This window comes from Neptunitalea lumnitzerae (genome assembly GCF_027924185.1).
Lineage (GTDB): Bacteria > Bacteroidota > Bacteroidia > Flavobacteriales > Flavobacteriaceae > Neptunitalea > Neptunitalea lumnitzerae.
In genome coordinates, this window is the sequence record NZ_BRVO01000001.1 from 983,642 (window position 1) to 1,000,282 (window position 16,641).

A 16,641-nucleotide genomic window follows, 5' to 3' on the forward strand; every position below is an offset into this window, starting at 1 on the left:
AAATCGTTTTCGATTATGAATTTCTCTTTTTTTGTTGACTTCAAATATATATTTACCAAAAACCAAGTGATTCAATTAGTAAATATTTAAAAACAGGCAAATATGAGATTGACATTTATGAATTTTAAAATTACAGCTTTCCTTGTTATACTTACTGCTTTTTATAGTAATGCACAAGAAGGCAGTTTATACGGAAATGTGAAAGATGAAAATGGCGAACCTTTACTTGGTGTAAATGTAACTATTGAGAATACCAATAAAGGATCTTCTACAGATTTTGATGGTAATTATAAAATCACCGATTTAGAAAATGGAGAAACCACTGTAATTGTAACTTATATAGGGTTTGTTACGCAGAAAAAAGTGGTAACAGTTGATGGAGAAACAGCTCTTAATTTTGTTTTACAAGAAGACGCTACTCAATTAACTGATGTAGTGGTAACTGGAGTTTTAAACCCTAAATCTAAATTACAGTCTAGTGTATCTGTAAGTACAGTGGGGCCGGCAAAAGTTAATGAAGCAGCACCAAGGGTTACCGCTGAGGTGTTTAGATCGGTTCCTGGTATTAAATCTGAGTCTACCGGTGGCGAAGGGAATGCTAATATAACGGTTCGTGGTATACCTGTAGCATCTGGAGGTGGAAAGTTTTTACAATTGCATGAAGACGGTTTGCCGGTAATGCAATTTGGTGATGTGGCTTTTGGTAATTCAGATATCTTTTTAAGATATGACCAAACTGTAGCTAGGATAGAGGCTATTAGAGGTGGGTCTGCATCTACACTGGCTAGTAACTCTCCGGCAGGTATTATTAACTTTATTAGTAAAAATGGTAAGGTAGAAGGTGGATCTATCACGCACTCATTAGGTGTAGACTATAAGAATAGCAGAACAGATTTTGAATATGGTGCTCCTATTAATGAAACTTTAAATTTTCATTTAGGTGGTTTTTATCGTCAGGGAGAAGGGCCTAGAAACACGGGGTATACAGCCAATATAGGAGGGCAATTTAAAGCCAACTTAACCAAATCATTTGAAAAAGGATATGTACGCTTATATTTGAAATATTTGAATGATAAAGCAGTTGGATATTTGCCAATGCCTGTACAGGTTTCTGGTACCAATGCTAATCCTGAATGGTCTTCGCTTTCTAATTTTGATATTTTACATGATACTCCGCACAGTGCTTTATTTTTAGATAACTTAAGTGTTGGAGCAGATGGACAACCAAGACGTAGCAATATTGCCGATGGAATGCGACCAGTGGCTACTTCTTTCGGAAGTGAAATTTCATTCGATTTAGGAAGTGGATGGAAATTAGAAGAACGTTTTAGATTAAATTTCAACAAAGGACGTTTTGTCTCACCATTTCCGGCAGATGTACAAACCGCTGGTAACTATGCTACAGAATTTGGGGTGTCTAACTTAACGTATGCGAACGGTGTTAATGCAGGTGAAAATTTTGACAATAATGCATTAGCAATGCGAGTGCATTTGTTTGATGTTGAAATTAACAACTTCAATAATTTTACCAATGATATTAAGCTGTCTAAAAGTTTTGGAGATATAGATGTATCTGCAGGATATTATAGAGCTATTCAAAACATATCAATGTCATGGTTATGGAATTCTTACTTATTAGAAGTTCAAGGAGAAAATGCAGCTTTACTAAATGCAGGAGGTGCTTCTACTAATGGATTATATGCATATGGCGTTCCTGCGTGGGGTAATTGTTGTACTAGAAATTATGATGCAGTATATGATATTTCTGCACCGTATGTTGGAGCTGAGTATGAAGTAACCGATAAGCTGAATATAGATGCTAGTATACGTTTTGATTTTGGTACTGCAAGAGGTACGTATGCTGGGGCAATACAAGCACAAAATTTAGATGTGAATAACGATGGTGTAATTCAAACAAATGAACAAAGTGTATCGGTAGTTGATAATGCCAACCGATTACCTATTAATTATGATTTTGACTATGTGTCTTACTCTTTTGGAGCTAATTATTTATTAACCGATTATCAATCTGTTTTTGCAAGACATAGTAAAGGGGGTAGAGCAAATGCCGACCGTTTGTTATTTGGCTCAGCCGTATTGCCAAGCGGACAAGCTATTAATGGTTTAAGTGCAGATAAAGTAACACAAACAGAAGTAGGGTTTAAACACAGAAAAGGTGATGTTACTCTATATACTACTGGTTTTCTTGCTAATACTTCTGAACAAAACTGGGATTTTGCAGGAGGTTCACCAAGAGAAATACAAAGAGAATACCAAGCGTATGGTATAGAGTTAGAAGCGTATTATACTAGAAGCAAGTTTGATATTGGTGGTAGTGTTACATGGACAGATGCTGAGATAAAAGAAGATTTTTTTAATCCTGATTTTGAAGGAAACACACCAAGACGTCAAGCAGATTTTATCTATAATGCAAATGTAGTGTACAGATTAGGAGAAGCTAATAAACATGCCTTAGGGTTTAGTGTAATTGGTACTACAAAGTCATATGCACAAGATAGTAACGAATTGGTAATGCCGGGCTATGCGTACGTGAATCCGTTTGTTAGATTTCAATTAATAGAAGGGTTAACAGCTTCGGTAAATGTAAATAATGTTTTTGATACCATTGGTATCACTGAAGTTGAAGAGGGTAGCATAACAGAAAATACAAATAATATTGTTAGAGCAAGAGCCATTAATGGTAGAACAACTTCTTTAACCTTATCATATAAGTTTTAGCATAGGTAGTATTTAGAGTTATTTGATGTAGATTGATGAAGAATGGAATGGTAAGTTCTTGATTAATAATCAAGAACTTACCTAAATTAAAATAAGAAAATGAAGGCACTTTATAAATTAATAGGAATTGTATGCGTATTTTTTTGTTTGCAAACAGGCATGGCTCAAACGGTTGATGCTACTAAGAATACGCAACCTATAATTGTATATGGTAGTAACAACTGTCATTACTGTACAGATACCAAAGATTATTTAGAGCGTCATCAAATAGCATATATATTTTATGATGTAGATACGGATACAGAAGCATTGCAAACAATGCTTAAAAAGTTAAAGCAAGCAGGTATAAGTTTGTCTAATGTAGCTATTCCGGTAATAGATAAAAACGGAGCTATATTTATGAATACAGGAGAATTTGAAGTGTTTCTTGAAAAATTAAAGTAATATGCTAGGTAAGGTAAAATTAAGCTTTTGGCAAATTGTAAATATGAATGTTGGTTTCTTCGGAATTCAATATAGCTTTGGTTTGCAACAAAGTGCTATAAATCCTATTTACGATTTTTTAGGAGCCGAACCCCATGAAATACCCTTTTTAAATTTAGCGGGACCCGTTACTGGCTTACTTGTGCAACCTATTATAGGTGCTATGAGTGATAGTACTTGGCATCCTAAATTTGGAAGGAGAAAACCTTACTTTTTTATAGGAGCCATAGTGTGTAGTATTTGTTTGTTTGCGTATCCTTTTAGTAGTTCTTTATGGATGGCAGCAGGTTTATTATGGATTTTGGATGCAGGTAATAATACGGCTATGGAGCCATATAGAGCGTTTGTTGCAGATAAATTGATTAAAGAGCAACAACCTATGGGCTTTCAGATGCAAAGTTTTTTTACAGGTTTAGGTCAAACACTTGCAAATGTGTCGTTATTTATATTTCCCTTATTATTTGTTGGTAAAACAGGATCTTTACCAACGTGGGTGTATGCGTCCTTTTTTTTAGGGGCGGTTTGCTCTATTGGTACTATTTGGTGGTCTATGAAAACCACCACAGAGATTCCTCCAACACCTGAAGAAATTGCTAAAATAAAAGCAAATAAGAAAGGATTGAAGCAGTCTGTATTAGAAATTTTTTCCGCTATTAGAGAAATGCCAAGAGTAATGTGGCAATTGGCTTTGGTGTATTTTTTTCAATGGTATGCGTTGTTTTGCTATTGGCAAAATTCATCTAAAAGTATTGCTCTTTCTGTTTGGGGCGTTACCCCTCAAAGTAACCCGCAATTGTATGAAAAAGCAGTAAGCTGGACGGGCTTAGTAAACGGATGGTATAACATAGTTACTTTTTTGGTAGCCCTTGTGCTAGCAGTGTTTGCTCGTAAAATAGGGGCTAAGAAAGTACACTTTGTGTGTTTATTGTTTGCTGCAATTGGCTTTTTAGCATTCCCCCAAATCACAAATAAAAATTTATTATTTCTGGCCATTACGGGGTTTGGTATTGGTTGGGCAAGCATTATGGGTATTCCTTATTCCATAGTATCGGCAGACATCCCTAAAGCTCGTCGAGGTGTGTATATGGGGATAATTAACATGATGATTGTAATACCTATGATTATTCAAAATCTATCATTTGGTTTTGTATTAAAGAATTATTTGAATAATGACCCCCGTAATGCCATATTATTTGGTGGTGTGTTTTTAGTTATTGCAGCGGTATTAACCATGTTTATTGGTGTAGGTAAAAAACAAAGAAAGGCGTAGTATGAAATATTATAGAGAGGCTATTGATTTATTAAAAAAGGCAAGTACCCCAAACGGATTTTTGGCAAGCGTACAAAATACGGGTAATTACCAACGAGTATGGGCCAGAGATGGTGTTATTTGTGGCTTGGCTGCTTTGGCTTCTCATGATGAAGATTTGATAATTACTTTTAAGAATACCTTAGATACCCTTGCTGCGCATCAACATGTAATAGGTACCATACCTTCTAATGTGTTGGTTACCAATACAGGGTCTGATGTTAGCTATGGAGGATTGGCTGGTAGAGTTGATGCTGTTACCTGGTTTATTATAGGTGTATGTAACTATGCCATTTTAAAGGATGATACTGCCTTCTTTTTAAAGCATAAAAAAGCTATTGAAAAGTGTTTTACTTTATTAGACGCTTGGGAGTTTAACAATAAACATTTAGTGTATGTACCCTTATCTGGTAATTGGGCAGATGAATATGTAACCAATGGCTATGTATTATACGATCAGTTATTGAGAATATGGGCGCTTAAAGGTTATTATTATTTTGAAAATGATAAAAGTACTAAACAGAAAATAGAAGCTATTACGGAGCAGGTTGAAGCTAATTTTTTTCCGAACTCTAGAAAGGATAAGTTTCATGAGAAAGCCTATGATAAAGTTTCCATTGGAGAATATCTACCCTGTTCTTTTTCGCCTAGTGGTTACAAAACATTTTTTGACTCCTTTGCACATTCTTTACTGATTATGTTAGATATAGGTGATGAAGCCTTGCAAAATGCTGTATTGGCATATGCTGATAATTTAAAGAAAGAGAGTGCTTTAAATTTATTGCCCGCGTTTTGGCCTCCTATTTTTGATGGAGACGAACATTGGGGGTTATTAAAAGATAATTGTAAATACGAGTTCAGAAATTATCCGTATGAGTTTCATAATGGTGGTAGTTGGCCTATGGTTAACGGGTTTTATGCGTTGGCTTTAATGAAGAAAAATAAACCAGAAAAAGCCATGAATATATTAGAGCATATTAATGCGGCAAATGCCTTAGAAGGGTTTTCTTTTTATGAAAATTTTAATAGTAAGACAGGAGCACCTAACGGTGTAGCTTATTGTGCATGGAGTGCTGCTGCTACAATTTTGGCACACGAAGCATTATACGATAAATTTAAATTTTTTATTTAGAGTGAAGACTATAGATATCATAAGTATAGGAGAAATATTAATAGACTGCATAGGAAGTGATTTAGGGTTGTCTTTAGAACATACAACTAATTTTCAACGTTATTTAGGTGGTTCGCCAACCAATGTAGCCATTAATGCAGCCAGATTAGGATTAAAAGCATCTTTGGTGGCTACTTGCGGAAAAGATGGGTTTGGAGATTTTATGCTTCACAAACTTCAAGAAGATGGAGTACAGACAGATTATTTAAGACGTAGTGAAGAGTATCCTACCTCTGTTATTTTTGTATCTAAATCGGTAGCAACTCCTGAGTTTATTCCGTACCGCGAAGCCGATTGTGAAATACGTTCAGAACAATTGTCTGAGGCTTTTATTGCGCAGGCTAAAGTATATCATACTACTAGTTTTGCTTTAAGTAAAAACCCTGCACAACAGACTATTTTAGAAGGCGCGAAAATGGCTTTTCAGCAAGGGGTTAAACTAAGTATAGATATTAATTTTTCAGAAAAAATATGGCCTAATAAAGAAGAAGCTACCGAAGTTTTAGGTGCTTATTTAGCCATGAATCCGTTGGTTAAAATTAGTGAAGATGATTGTTATAGGTTTTTTGGAGAGCATAAAACGGATGCAGCTATTTTTGAATATTTTCATGCTGCTGGCGCAGCTACCATTTGCTATACTAAAGGAAAGAATGGAGTAGTTATTTCAGATACTACAGAAGGTATTTATACCCAAAAAGCTATGGAGATACCAAAGGTTATAGATGCAACTGGTGCGGGTGATGCCTTTTGGACTGGTTTTCTATATGGGTATATACATAACAAAACCTTATTAGAAAGTGTTGCTATAGCCCAAAAGTTGGCATCTGTTAAGCTGCAAAACTTGGGGGGCTTACCAAAACAATTTGATGTTGAATTAATCAAAAATGGCAAATAGCTCTGCTAGGTTAATTCCGTTTTGAGGAAGTACACTAAATCCGTTGTAAATATCTATACTATCTAATTTTTTAACTGAGAAGTCTTCTTGTTTGCAGTAAGGTACCATTCCTTTTTTCTTTAGTCGTTTGGCTAAGTACTCTTGTTCGTATTGTCCGGGGGTAGGTATAAAGAAGGCTTTTTTCTCAAGTTTAGCCAAATCCATAATAGTGGTATATCCGCTACGGCTAAGTATGGTAGTGCTTTGGTTAAAGGCTTCTTCTAATTGATTTTTGGTCATATAGTTATAGATAACCATATTGTTTTCAGTAGTATGTGTTTGCTCAGGTTCTATTTTACCTTTTACCAATAAAATGTTACCTGGGTATGCTTTTAATTCTTCTAGTAAAACCTCTTCAAGCATTGTACGTTGAGGTTCTGGACCCGATATGAGCGCCATTACATCGTACACTTTGGCTGTCTCTTTCTTTTCTAACCTGCTTAAAGGTCCTATGTACTTAATATTTTTCTTATCCTTTTTTAAATGCCCAAGTTTACCAGACAGGTTGGGTTTGTCTTTAAAATCAGGTACCCAACACTCATCATATTTTTTTATAATGTTTTGGTGAATTTTAGAGCTTAACCAAGTAGTGTTACCTGTTAATACATTTAATTGGTGGGTAATAAAAACACAAGGAATCCCTTTTGCCTGAATACCTAAACGGTTGTCAGATATAATACCATCTATATTTTTTTCGGCAACCAATTTTTCTACCGCTTTACGCTCTTTGGTTATTGCAGCAAGCATTTTAGGCGAATCCCAAATCATTTTTAATTTAAAATTCTTTCCTTTTTTAGCGTATTCAATGTCGTAAGACGGAAGCTGATGAGCTTCTACCTCCGGAAATTCTTTTCTTAATAATTCAAGAGCTATACCGTCTGAGGCTATAACTGGCTCATAATATTCATCTTGCAAGGCATGTATAATAGGTATACATCTTGTGGCATGCCCCAACCCCCAATTTAGTGGAGCAACTAAAATGCGCTTCTTTTCACTCATAACCACGAAATTAATTAATTTTGAACTCTTAAAGATTTCCATAATTTTGCCAAAAAATTAAATAATTGTTTTGGGTAGTAAAAACAAGCTAAAAAGGTTCAAGGAAAATGAGACATTTTCCAACGTAATTCAGCCAACCAGAGAAGAGGCTGTGAGTGGTGCATTTGACTTAAAGGGAAATTGGAATGCCAATTTTTTTAAGAATGACAACCCTATTGTATTGGAGTTAGGATGTGGAAAAGGAGAGTACACGGTGAACCTGGCTAAAATGTATCCTGAGAAAAATTTTATTGGGATAGATATTAAGGGAGCTCGTTTTTGGAGAGGTGCCAAAACAGCAGTAGAAGATGCTATGAACAATGTGGCGTTTTTGAGAACCCAAATTGAATTGATAGAATATTTTTTTGCAGAGAATGAGGTAAGTGAAATTTGGATTACGTTCCCAGATCCGCAAATTAAATATAAGCGTACCAAGCACCGTATGACTAATACAGAGTTTTTACAGCGCTATAAAAGAGTACTTTCAGAAGATGGTGTAATGCATTTAAAAACCGATAGTGAGTTTATGCATGGCTATACGTTAGGGTTGTTACATGGTGAGGGCCACGAGGTACTTTACGCCAACCATAACATATATAAAAACGAAGGTGCACCAAAAGAGGTAACAGGTATTCAAACTTTTTATGAAAATCAGTATCTTGAGCAAAATAAACCTATCACGTATATTAAATTTAAAATAAAATAGCGGTTTGCATTTAGTTGTCCTTTTTTTTGCTACTTATTTCTCATCATTTGGTGCCTCTGTGTTACCGGGGTTATTAAATATGAACGCCGCTAAAATTAGTGCAGAAAAAGGCAAAAAGTATGCTGTGTATTTTAGTGTAGGGGTATGTATTATAATTGCTTTACAGGCATATATTGCGGTTAATATATCTAAGTTTCTTTTTAAGAATCCGCATATTATAGATTACTTAATGGAGCTTGCTTTGGTGATTTTTGCATTGCTTGCGGCATATTTCTTTTGGCATGCTAAAAAGAAACAAGGGAAGGAGAAAAAGGTTAAGTATGTTTCTGTAAGCCGCAGAAATAGCTTCTTTAAGGGGATGTTTCTAGGTGTTTTAAATTTACTAACCTTGCCTTTTTATTGTGGTTTAAATGCTACTTGGAAAGTAAGCGGATGGATTACCTATAACTGGCAAGACACCCTTACCTTTGTAGTTTCTGCAGCTACGGGTACTTTTTCTATACTTTATATCTATATTTTTTATTTTCATAAACTAGAAGTAAAGTCTAGCAAGTTTTCTAAATACTCCGATTACATTTTAGGGGTATTAATGTTGCTATTAATGGTGCTTACAATTTTTAGACTCTACTCTTAGATGTATAGGTTATGGCGTTAGCTCCTAATTTTTTTGATCGTGTTTATGAAGTAGCAAGACTTATTCCTGCTGGTAGCGTTACCTCTTATGGAGCTATTGCTAAATATTTAAGCGCGCCACGTTCAGCAAGAATGGTTGGGTGGGCTATGAATAACTGTAAAGGTAGAGAAGATGTGCCAGCCCATAGAGTTGTAAACAGAAACGGAATGCTTACTGGTAAATTTCATTTTGAAGGAACCAACCTTATGCAACAACTATTGGAAGCTGAAGGGGTTGAGGTAAAAGAAAATCAAGTGGTTAATTTTAAAGAAGTTTTCTGGGATCCATCCATAGAATTGCTTGAAAAATAGTTTACATATTTCAGATTTGCTTTGATAGCTTAGTCCATTAGGCAAATAACAAAGTGGGTTGTGTTTTCTTTGTTCTGATACACTAAATATCCACCATGAGCCTCAATAATATTTTTAGATAAGGTTAAACCAATACCAGCACCTTCTTTACGAGTGGTGAAAAATGGTAAAAATATTTTGTCTTCAATTTCTTTTGGTACTCCGGGACCATTATCAATAATACTAATATAAAGGCGGTTGTTGGTTTGTGTGGCTTCAATACGAATCTCTTTATTAGTAAGATGCGCTAATGAATACATACTATTGGTAAGCAGGTTAATGAGGGCTTGTTCCATAAGTAACTTGTCTAGTGCTAACCAATGGTTAAAATCTATATGATTGGTAAGTGTAATTTGGTGCTCTTTAAGCATTGGACTCATAAAGTTTATACAGCTGTTTATGAGTTCTTGTAACGATGTTTTTTCTCTTTTAGGAGTTGGTAACATGGCTAGCTTACGGTAGCTCTCAACAAACTTTTGCAAATGGTTACTGCGTTGCAACATGGTAGCTACACTTTGTTTCATATCTTCTAAATCTTCATCGGTCAAATGGTCTTGTGCTACCATTTCTTGCAGGTTTTGCGATAGTGAACGTATGGGGGTAAGCGAATTTAATAACTCATGTGATATTACTTTCATTAGATTGCTCCATGCTTCTTTCTCTTTTCTATCTACTACTTTTTGTATAGAGTCTAACATAATAACATAGTAATTACCATAGAGTGTTTTAGTGTTAGACGTTTGTAGTATAAAGGTTTGCGTGTTTTCATTATCTACTCTAATCTGCAAGGAGGTTTTTACCTCTTTAAAATTCTGTTCCTCTATCAAAGTGGTTAAGGCAGCTGCATGTTGCTTTAAGTACGACCATTTGGATACTTTAGGTGTTTTAAAGTGTTTAGAAAAATAGTCGTTCATTAAAAAGATATTCCAATCTTCCGCGGAATATTCTAAAATTAAAATACCTGTTTCAATATTGTTAAGCATAGAACGGTACACCATATCTTGAGAAAGGTGCTGGTGTTGTTGTACTTTAAATTGGTTGTAAAGTTTAAATAGAAAGGTGTAATTATTTCCCTTTTTATGACTGGTAAAATCGGCAGAGAAGTCATTTTGTAATATGGCATCTATAGTACGCTCGTAAAATCCAAAGGCGTTATTAATATAAGTATAGAGCTCTACCAATAAAAGTATGGTAGAAATACCTAAAAATAAAGCGGTGTAAACATAGCCAGCAGTATATAAGTACCACCCGGTTAATGCACATGCAATAATTAAAAGTGTTTTTAAAAACAGTATTTGGTGTAACTTTAGTTTTTGCATGGTTTTAATTTTCGATGCCGTATTTTTCTATTCGGCGATATAATGCGCCTCTTGATAATCCTAACTCTTCTGCAGTTCTACTGATATTATAATCGTTTTTAGCCAAGGCTCTTTCAATGGCAATTTTTTCAATTTCAGATAAATCTGCTTGTGGTAGTACAGTTTCTTCTATAGGTACATCATCTAAATCAAGATCATCAATTGTAATGGTATTGTTTTCACATAAAATAATAGCGCGCTCAATACGGTTCTGCATTTCACGAATATTACCATTCCAGCTATAGTTTTGCATATGCTCTTTGGCTGTATTATTAAATACCGCTTCAGGGTGTTCATATTTTGCTCGCATATTTTCTAAAAGAAATTCTGCAAGTGGAATAATATCTTCTCTTCTGTCTTTTAACTCAGGAAGTTGAATTTCCATGGTATTAATTCGGTAGTATAAATCTTGTCTAAATTGCTTTGAACTCACCTCTAGCTTTAAATTGGCATTAGTAGCAGAAACAATTCGTACATCTACAGGTCGTGGTTTAGATTCTCCCAGTCTAATCACTGTTTTACTCTGTATTACTTGTAAAAGTTTTGATTGAAGATGTAGCGGTACATTACCAATTTCATCTAAGAAAATAGTACCACCTTGTGCAGCTTCAAACCTACCAGGGGTGTCTACTTTGGCATCGGTAAATGCACCTTTAGCATACCCAAATAATTCACTTTCAAAAATATGCTCGTTTAAAGAACCTAAATCTACGTGTACAAAAGGCGCTGTATTACGTGTAGATTGCTCATGTATGTATTGCGCCATTACCATTTTACCAGTACCATTAGCACCAAGTATAAGTACATTGGCATCGGTTTTGGCTACTTTTTTAGCTAGTGTGTATGCCTTTTGAATTTCTTTGCTTTCCCCTATAAAGTAACGAGGAGTGATGGTAGCAGCTTTTGGAAGTTTCTTTTGCTTTCTGCTTTCTCGTACGGCATCTTTAATGATATCTTGCAGTTTGGTATTGTCCCACGGTTTTAAGATGTAATCAAAGGCTCCTAATTTTAATCCTTCAACAGCAGTTTCAACTTTTCCAAAAGCAGTCATTAAAATAATACTGGTGTTTGGCGATAATTTTTTAATCTCTTTTAAAAAGTACAAGCCTTCTCTTCCGTCTTCAAAGCCTATGCGGTAGTTCATGTCTAGTAACACTACATCTATGGTATTTTCTGCAAGCATATTTACAACCTTTTTAGGGTTGTTTAGTGTGAAAACTCTTTCATAAGACTTTTTTAAAAGCATTTTCAAAGCAAACAGTATATCCTCTTGGTCATCTATAATTAGTATGGTAGCGTCTGTTTTTTTCATAGGTTGTTCACTAGCGGACAAAAGTGTTCATTTTTGAACACTATTTAAATATTGTGTTTTATAAAACACTATTAATGAGCGTTTTATTATTTTTTAAATTTTGGTACGATTATGCCATATACTTAAACAAATTAGAACTTATGGACACAATCATTGAAGGTAAAAATAAAAATAAGAAAAATAAACGGCTAATAATTCTTGTAAGTATTTTTTTAATCTTAGCGGTGTTGAGTTTTTTGGCGCTAACCAAAAAGAGAAGCTTAAATGTAAAACGTGGAGAAATAGCTGTTAAAACAGTTACCGAAGATTATTTTGAAGACTTCATTGTTTTTCAAGCTAAGGTTGAACCTTTAACCTCTACTTTAATAAACATTGTAGAAGGTGGGTCGGTTCAGGAAATTTTTGTAGCCAATGGTGATTATGTAAAAGAGGGGCAACCATTGGTTAGGCTTTACAACCCAAATACAGAGCTTAGTTATATGCAACAAGAAACCTCAATGATTGAGCAAATAAATAACTTACATAAGGCACGTTTAGATCTACGTAATCAAGAATTGAATTTAGAAAAAGACAGGGTAGCTATTGAACATGATTTTAATGATGCAAAAAATGAGTATGAGTTAAATAAAAAACTATACGAAAAGGAAATTATAGCAAAAAACGACTGGACCATTACGCAAGAAAAATACAGATACCAACAAGAGCGTAGAAGCATTATTAAGCAAACGGTAGAGAAAGAGAAGGAAGCAAATGCTATGCAATTAACGCAAATGAATAAGTCGCTAGCCATTATGGAGAAAAGTTTGGAAATTTTAAGACAGAACAAACAGAACTTTTTAATAACGGCTTCGTTTAGTGGTAGGTTATCTTCTTTTGAACCCGTACTAGGGAAAACGTATAATGCTGGTGAAACGTTAGGAAAAATAGATGTTATGGAAGGCTATAAACTATTGGCTAATGTAGATGAGTTTTACTTAGATAAGGTATCTGTAGGTCAAAAAGGCCAAGTAGATTATAAGGGAGCCATGATACCTGTAACGGTAACTAAAGTAATACAAGAGGTAAAAGAAGGGCGCTTTATGGTAGAACTTAATTTTGAAGCAGATAAAGACTTAGAGTTACAACAAGGATTAAGTTTTGGAGTACGCTTAAAACTTTCTGAGAAAGAAAAAGCAGTGGTAATACCTAAAGGAAGTTTTTATAGAGAGACTGCAGGAAAATGGATTTTTAAACTGGAAGGTGATAAGGCAGTTGTGCAACCTATAGAGATAGGAAGAGAAAACCCGTTGTATTATGAGGTGAAAAGCGGCTTAGAACCAGGGGACAAGGTAATTACCTCTAATTATAAAGATTACGAGCGTATAGAGATTTTAAACATAGAAGAAAGCAATTAAAAAACGATACAATTATGATTCAGATTAACCAACTTTCAAAGGTTTTTAGAACCGAAGAGGTAGAAACCAAAGCACTAAATGATGTATCATTAACTATTAAAGAAGGTGAGTTTGTTACCGTAATGGGGCCTTCTGGTAGCGGAAAATCTACTTTGTTAAATATAGTAGGATTATTGGATAGTGCCTCTAGTGGTAGTTACCAGTTACTAGGTAAAGAAATGGTAGGGATTAAAGAACGTGGAAGAGCTAAAATTAGAAAGCAACAAATAGGGTTTGTATTTCAGAATTTCAACTTAATAGATGAACTGTCGGTGTATGATAATATAGAGTTGCCTATGATATACAACGGCGTAGCATCTTCTGAAAGAAGTAAAAGAGTACAAGCTATGGCAGAGCGTTTGGGCATATCTCACCGTTTAAAGCACTATCCGCAACAATTGTCTGGTGGGCAACAACAACGTGTAGCTGTAGCAAGAGCTTTAATTAACGAGCCGAAAATAATATTGGCAGATGAGCCTACCGGAAATTTGGATAGTAAAAATGGTAATGAAGTAATGGAATTATTAACCGATTTGCATGCAGGAGGAGCCACCATTTTAATGGTTACACACTCAGATTATGATGCTTCTTTTTCACAGAAGACCATTCTTATGAAAGACGGTATGGTAATGTCTGAAAAGCAACAAACTAAAAACATAGATATTGTAGTAAACAGCTAAGTTCATCATCAATCAAAATCAATTACATCAATCAGAAAATCAATAGTTATGATTAAAAACTGGATTCACATATTCTACTACAATATAAAGAACAACAAATTATTTATGTTTCTTAACCTAATAGGGTTAAGTATTGGTATCTCAGGACTCATTTTTGCCATTTTGTATTGGAATGATGAGCATGCGTATGATGCTTGGAACACTGAGAAATCAAAGGTATTTGAAGTTATCAACGATATGGGAGAAAATGGCGAGTGGTATACTAATCCGGCTCCTTTAGGACCACATTTGTTAGAGGAAAGTGATTTGGTAGCTAGCTATTGTTATTTGAATAATTGGTACAATGGCGCAAATATTTATTATAACGGAGAGAAAGAGTATAGCGAGAAAATACTAGATGCGCAATCTAACTTTTTTGAGTATTTCCCATTTGATTTTTTACAGGGTGATAAAGCCAGTGCTTTAGAACCTAACTCTATTGTGCTGTCACAAAAATTGGCAAACCGTATTTTTGGAGACGAAGATCCCATGAACAAAGAAATTACTTATAGTAATAGAAAAATGGTTGTAAAAGGGGTGTATAAGTTAAATGAAAAGTCATCGTACAAGCCAGAAGCTGTTATTAATGCAATAGATGAACGGTTAAAACACAATGAGGATGCCTGGGGTAATTACAACTTTGGACTGTTGATAAAGCTGAAAAACCCTGATTCTAAAGAGAAGGTTGCTAAGCAGATGGAAACCATTTATTATAAAAATAAGTTAGAGCCTTCAGCAAGAGATCTAGGGATTACTCCGCAGGAGTATGAAGCAAAATATGGAGGCTTTTTGATAAAGTTACAAGCGTTAAAAGATATTAGATTAGGTACCATTAATTCTGGTGTAGCAGAGGGTCAGGGGAATCGTCAGTTTTTATTAATTATGATGGGGGTTTCTATTTTAATATTAATTCTTTCTATTGTTAATTATATTAATTTGGCAACTGCCAATGCTATTAAACGTGCTAAGGAAGTTGGGGTACGTAAAATTATAGGTGCAACCAAAGTAGATATTATAAAACAGTTTTTGTTTGAAACTGCGCTTATGAGTGCTGTAGCAATTGTAATTAGTTTGGTAATTGTAGAGTTGGTATTGCCAGTTTATAATGACTTTTTGAATAAGGACTTAGTAATACAAGGTGGTTTAATTTATACACAGTTAGTTTGTATTTTTATAGTACTTATTATCATGGCAGGTGTTTTCCCTGCATTATACGTAGCTAATTTTGAAACACTAAAAGTACTAAGAGGTAATTTTGGTAGAAGTAAAGGGGGGATTTGGTTGCGTAACGGAATGCTAGTGTTGCAATTTGCTATAGCAGCTTTCTTTATTGTAGGGTCGTACATAGTGTACCAGCAAGTGCAGTTTATGTCTACCAAAGATTTAGGATTTAAGGGAGACCAAATTATAGAAATTTATTTGCGACAAAAGAATCCGGAAGCTGTTTTTCAGAGGTATGAGACCGTACGTAATGAGGTAGCTAAAATAGAGGGTGTAAAAGAAGTTTCTACAGGAATATTTGACCTAGGGGGTGGTGCCCGATCTTCTTCAAGTTTTGAATATAAAGGCAACAATATTCAGGGGCAAAACATGGCAATGGATTTTGGTATGTTAGAAATGCTTAAAATTCCTGTTATTGAAGGAAGAAATATTTCTACTGAATTTGCTTCAGATACAATTAGTTCTATGCTGGTAAATGAAGCTGCCTTACGTGTAATGGACGAGAAAAATCCGATAGGTAAATCAGTTACATGGAATGGTGAAGACTTAAAAATTATTGGAGTGGTGAAAGATTTTAACTTATTTGGGTTAGATCAAGATATTCCTCCTATGGTGTTCTTTCATGTAAAAACCATTGATTGGATGCAATATAATTTAGATAAGGTTTTTGTGAAAATTGATGCTTCTAAAATGGAGGAAACAATTGCCCGAATAGAAACCTTTTGGAATAGTAAGATAGATGATGAGTATGCTTTTAATTATGATTTTGTAAATAAAAAATACGAGCGTACTTACATGCAATATGTAAATCAGAAAAATTTATTCTCGGTATTAAATATAGTGGTAATTATTATAGCCTTATTTGGATTGTTTGCACTAGCCTCTTTTTCTATAGAGCGTAGAATGAAGGAGATTGCTATACGCAAAACGTTAGGTGCAGATACAAAGCATTTATTAATTACGCTTACCAAACAGTATGTGGTGTTTTGTGTAATAGGTTTTTTAATTGCTATTGTGCCGGTGTACTACCTATTAAGTGGTTGGTTAGAAAACTTTGTGTTTAGAATTTCTATTTCTGTATTACCTTTTGTTATAGGGTTTGTAGCCTTATTGGTGTTAACGCTTATAGTAGTGCTAGGTAGAGCCTACAGAGCTGTTAGTTTAGATATTTTAACCTATTTGAAATACGAGTAAG

At 34.6% G+C, this 16,641-nt stretch carries 14 protein-coding genes; 11 read left to right on the forward strand and 3 right to left on the reverse strand.

Features of this window, described 5'->3' with window-relative positions; genetic code table 11:
• Positions 1-102: 102 nt before the first annotated feature.
• The 5 genes from Y10_RS04385 to Y10_RS04405 all read left to right on the forward strand — a co-directional run bounded on the left by Y10_RS04385 (position 103) and on the right by Y10_RS04405 (position 6,597).
• Entirely contained in the window at positions 103-2,739 is a 2,637-nt protein-coding gene (locus tag Y10_RS04385) for a TonB-dependent receptor (RefSeq protein WP_281764146.1), read from the forward strand.
• 99 nt (positions 2,740-2,838) lie between these two features.
• Complete coding sequence (locus Y10_RS04390; RefSeq protein ID WP_281764147.1) at positions 2,839-3,183, forward strand: glutaredoxin family protein; 345 nt, start codon at positions 2,839-2,841, stop codon at positions 3,181-3,183.
• Between the two features lies 1 nt (position 3,184).
• A complete protein-coding gene (locus Y10_RS04395) occupies positions 3,185-4,492 on the forward strand; it encodes an MFS transporter (protein ID WP_281764148.1) in 1,308 nt (435 codons plus the stop codon).
• 1 nt (position 4,493) lies between these two features.
• Entirely contained in the window at positions 4,494-5,663 is a 1,170-nt protein-coding gene (locus Y10_RS04400) for a glycoside hydrolase 100 family protein (protein ID WP_281764149.1), read from the forward strand.
• Position 5,664: 1 nt separating this feature from the next.
• Positions 5,665-6,597, forward strand: a complete 933-nt coding sequence (locus Y10_RS04405) for a carbohydrate kinase family protein (RefSeq protein ID WP_281764150.1) — start codon at positions 5,665-5,667, stop codon at positions 6,595-6,597.
• Here the strand turns inward: Y10_RS04405 and Y10_RS04410 are convergent.
• Entirely contained in the window at positions 6,577-7,635 is a 1,059-nt protein-coding gene (locus Y10_RS04410; RefSeq protein WP_281764151.1) for a glycosyltransferase, read from the reverse strand. The genes Y10_RS04405 and Y10_RS04410 overlap by 21 nt on opposite strands.
• A gap of 70 nt (positions 7,636-7,705) precedes the next feature.
• Between Y10_RS04410 and trmB the strand changes: the two genes are divergently transcribed.
• From trmB to Y10_RS04425, 3 genes are read left to right on the forward strand one after another with little or no spacing between them, the layout of a single operon-like run.
• The gene (trmB, locus tag Y10_RS04415; RefSeq protein ID WP_281764152.1) at positions 7,706-8,380 is read left to right on the forward strand and encodes a tRNA (guanosine(46)-N7)-methyltransferase TrmB; all 675 of its coding nucleotides are present in this window, start codon (positions 7,706-7,708) and stop codon (positions 8,378-8,380) included.
• 58 nt (positions 8,381-8,438) lie between these two features.
• A complete protein-coding gene (locus tag Y10_RS04420) occupies positions 8,439-9,014 on the forward strand; it encodes a LysE family transporter (RefSeq protein ID WP_309297822.1) in 576 nt (191 codons plus the stop codon).
• Positions 9,015-9,025: 11 nt separating this feature from the next.
• The gene (locus Y10_RS04425) at positions 9,026-9,364 is read left to right on the forward strand and encodes an MGMT family protein (RefSeq protein ID WP_281764154.1); all 339 of its coding nucleotides are present in this window, start codon (positions 9,026-9,028) and stop codon (positions 9,362-9,364) included.
• A 29-nt stretch (positions 9,365-9,393) separates the two neighbouring features.
• On the opposite strand, the gene Y10_RS04430 is transcribed toward Y10_RS04425, so the two are convergent.
• On the reverse strand, positions 9,394-10,722 hold the full coding sequence (locus Y10_RS04430) for a sensor histidine kinase (RefSeq protein WP_281764155.1): 1,329 nt from the start codon (positions 10,720-10,722) through the stop codon (positions 9,394-9,396).
• A 4-nt stretch (positions 10,723-10,726) separates the two neighbouring features.
• The gene (locus Y10_RS04435; protein ID WP_281764156.1) at positions 10,727-12,073 is read right to left on the reverse strand and encodes a sigma-54-dependent transcriptional regulator; all 1,347 of its coding nucleotides are present in this window, start codon (positions 12,071-12,073) and stop codon (positions 10,727-10,729) included.
• 74 nt (positions 12,074-12,147) lie between these two features.
• Between Y10_RS04435 and Y10_RS04440 the strand changes: the two genes are divergently transcribed.
• The 3 genes from Y10_RS04440 (at position 12,148) to Y10_RS04450 (ending at position 16,640) form a co-directional block, all read left to right on the forward strand.
• Positions 12,148-13,467 (forward strand): efflux RND transporter periplasmic adaptor subunit, encoded by a 1,320-nt coding sequence (locus Y10_RS04440; RefSeq protein WP_309297816.1) that lies wholly within the window; start codon positions 12,148-12,150, stop codon positions 13,465-13,467.
• A gap of 14 nt (positions 13,468-13,481) precedes the next feature.
• Positions 13,482-14,186: an ABC transporter ATP-binding protein gene (locus tag Y10_RS04445; RefSeq protein WP_281764157.1), complete on the forward strand. Its 705-nt coding sequence runs from the start codon at positions 13,482-13,484 to the stop codon at positions 14,184-14,186.
• Between the two features lie 105 nt (positions 14,187-14,291).
• Positions 14,292-16,640 (forward strand): ABC transporter permease, encoded by a 2,349-nt coding sequence (locus Y10_RS04450; RefSeq protein ID WP_309297817.1) that lies wholly within the window; start codon positions 14,292-14,294, stop codon positions 16,638-16,640.
• Position 16,641 lies beyond the last annotated feature (1 nt).

What these genes read in the sequence shown, in the direction of transcription:
- Y10_RS04390 (WP_281764147.1), top strand. Translation starts at nt 2,839, where the DNA reads ATGAAGGCACTTTATAAATTAATAGGAATTGTATGCGTATTTTTTTGT.
- Y10_RS04445 (WP_281764157.1), top strand. Translation starts at nt 13,482, where the DNA reads ATGATTCAGATTAACCAACTTTCAAAGGTTTTTAGAACCGAAGAGGTA.
- Y10_RS04435 (WP_281764156.1), bottom strand. Translation starts at nt 12,073, where the DNA reads ATGAAAAAAACAGACGCTACCATACTAATTATAGATGACCAAGAGGAT.
- Y10_RS04385 (WP_281764146.1), top strand. Translation starts at nt 103, where the DNA reads ATGAGATTGACATTTATGAATTTTAAAATTACAGCTTTCCTTGTTATA.
- Y10_RS04425 (WP_281764154.1), top strand. Translation starts at nt 9,026, where the DNA reads ATGGCGTTAGCTCCTAATTTTTTTGATCGTGTTTATGAAGTAGCAAGA.
- Y10_RS04400 (WP_281764149.1), top strand. Translation starts at nt 4,494, where the DNA reads ATGAAATATTATAGAGAGGCTATTGATTTATTAAAAAAGGCAAGTACC.
- Y10_RS04430 (WP_281764155.1), bottom strand. Translation starts at nt 10,722, where the DNA reads ATGCAAAAACTAAAGTTACACCAAATACTGTTTTTAAAAACACTTTTA.
- Y10_RS04440 (WP_309297816.1), top strand. Translation starts at nt 12,148, where the DNA reads ATGAGCGTTTTATTATTTTTTAAATTTTGGTACGATTATGCCATATAC.
- Y10_RS04410 (WP_281764151.1), bottom strand. Translation starts at nt 7,635, where the DNA reads ATGAGTGAAAAGAAGCGCATTTTAGTTGCTCCACTAAATTGGGGGTTG.
- Y10_RS04395 (WP_281764148.1), top strand. Translation starts at nt 3,185, where the DNA reads ATGCTAGGTAAGGTAAAATTAAGCTTTTGGCAAATTGTAAATATGAAT.
- Y10_RS04450 (WP_309297817.1), top strand. Translation starts at nt 14,292, where the DNA reads ATGTTTCTTAACCTAATAGGGTTAAGTATTGGTATCTCAGGACTCATT.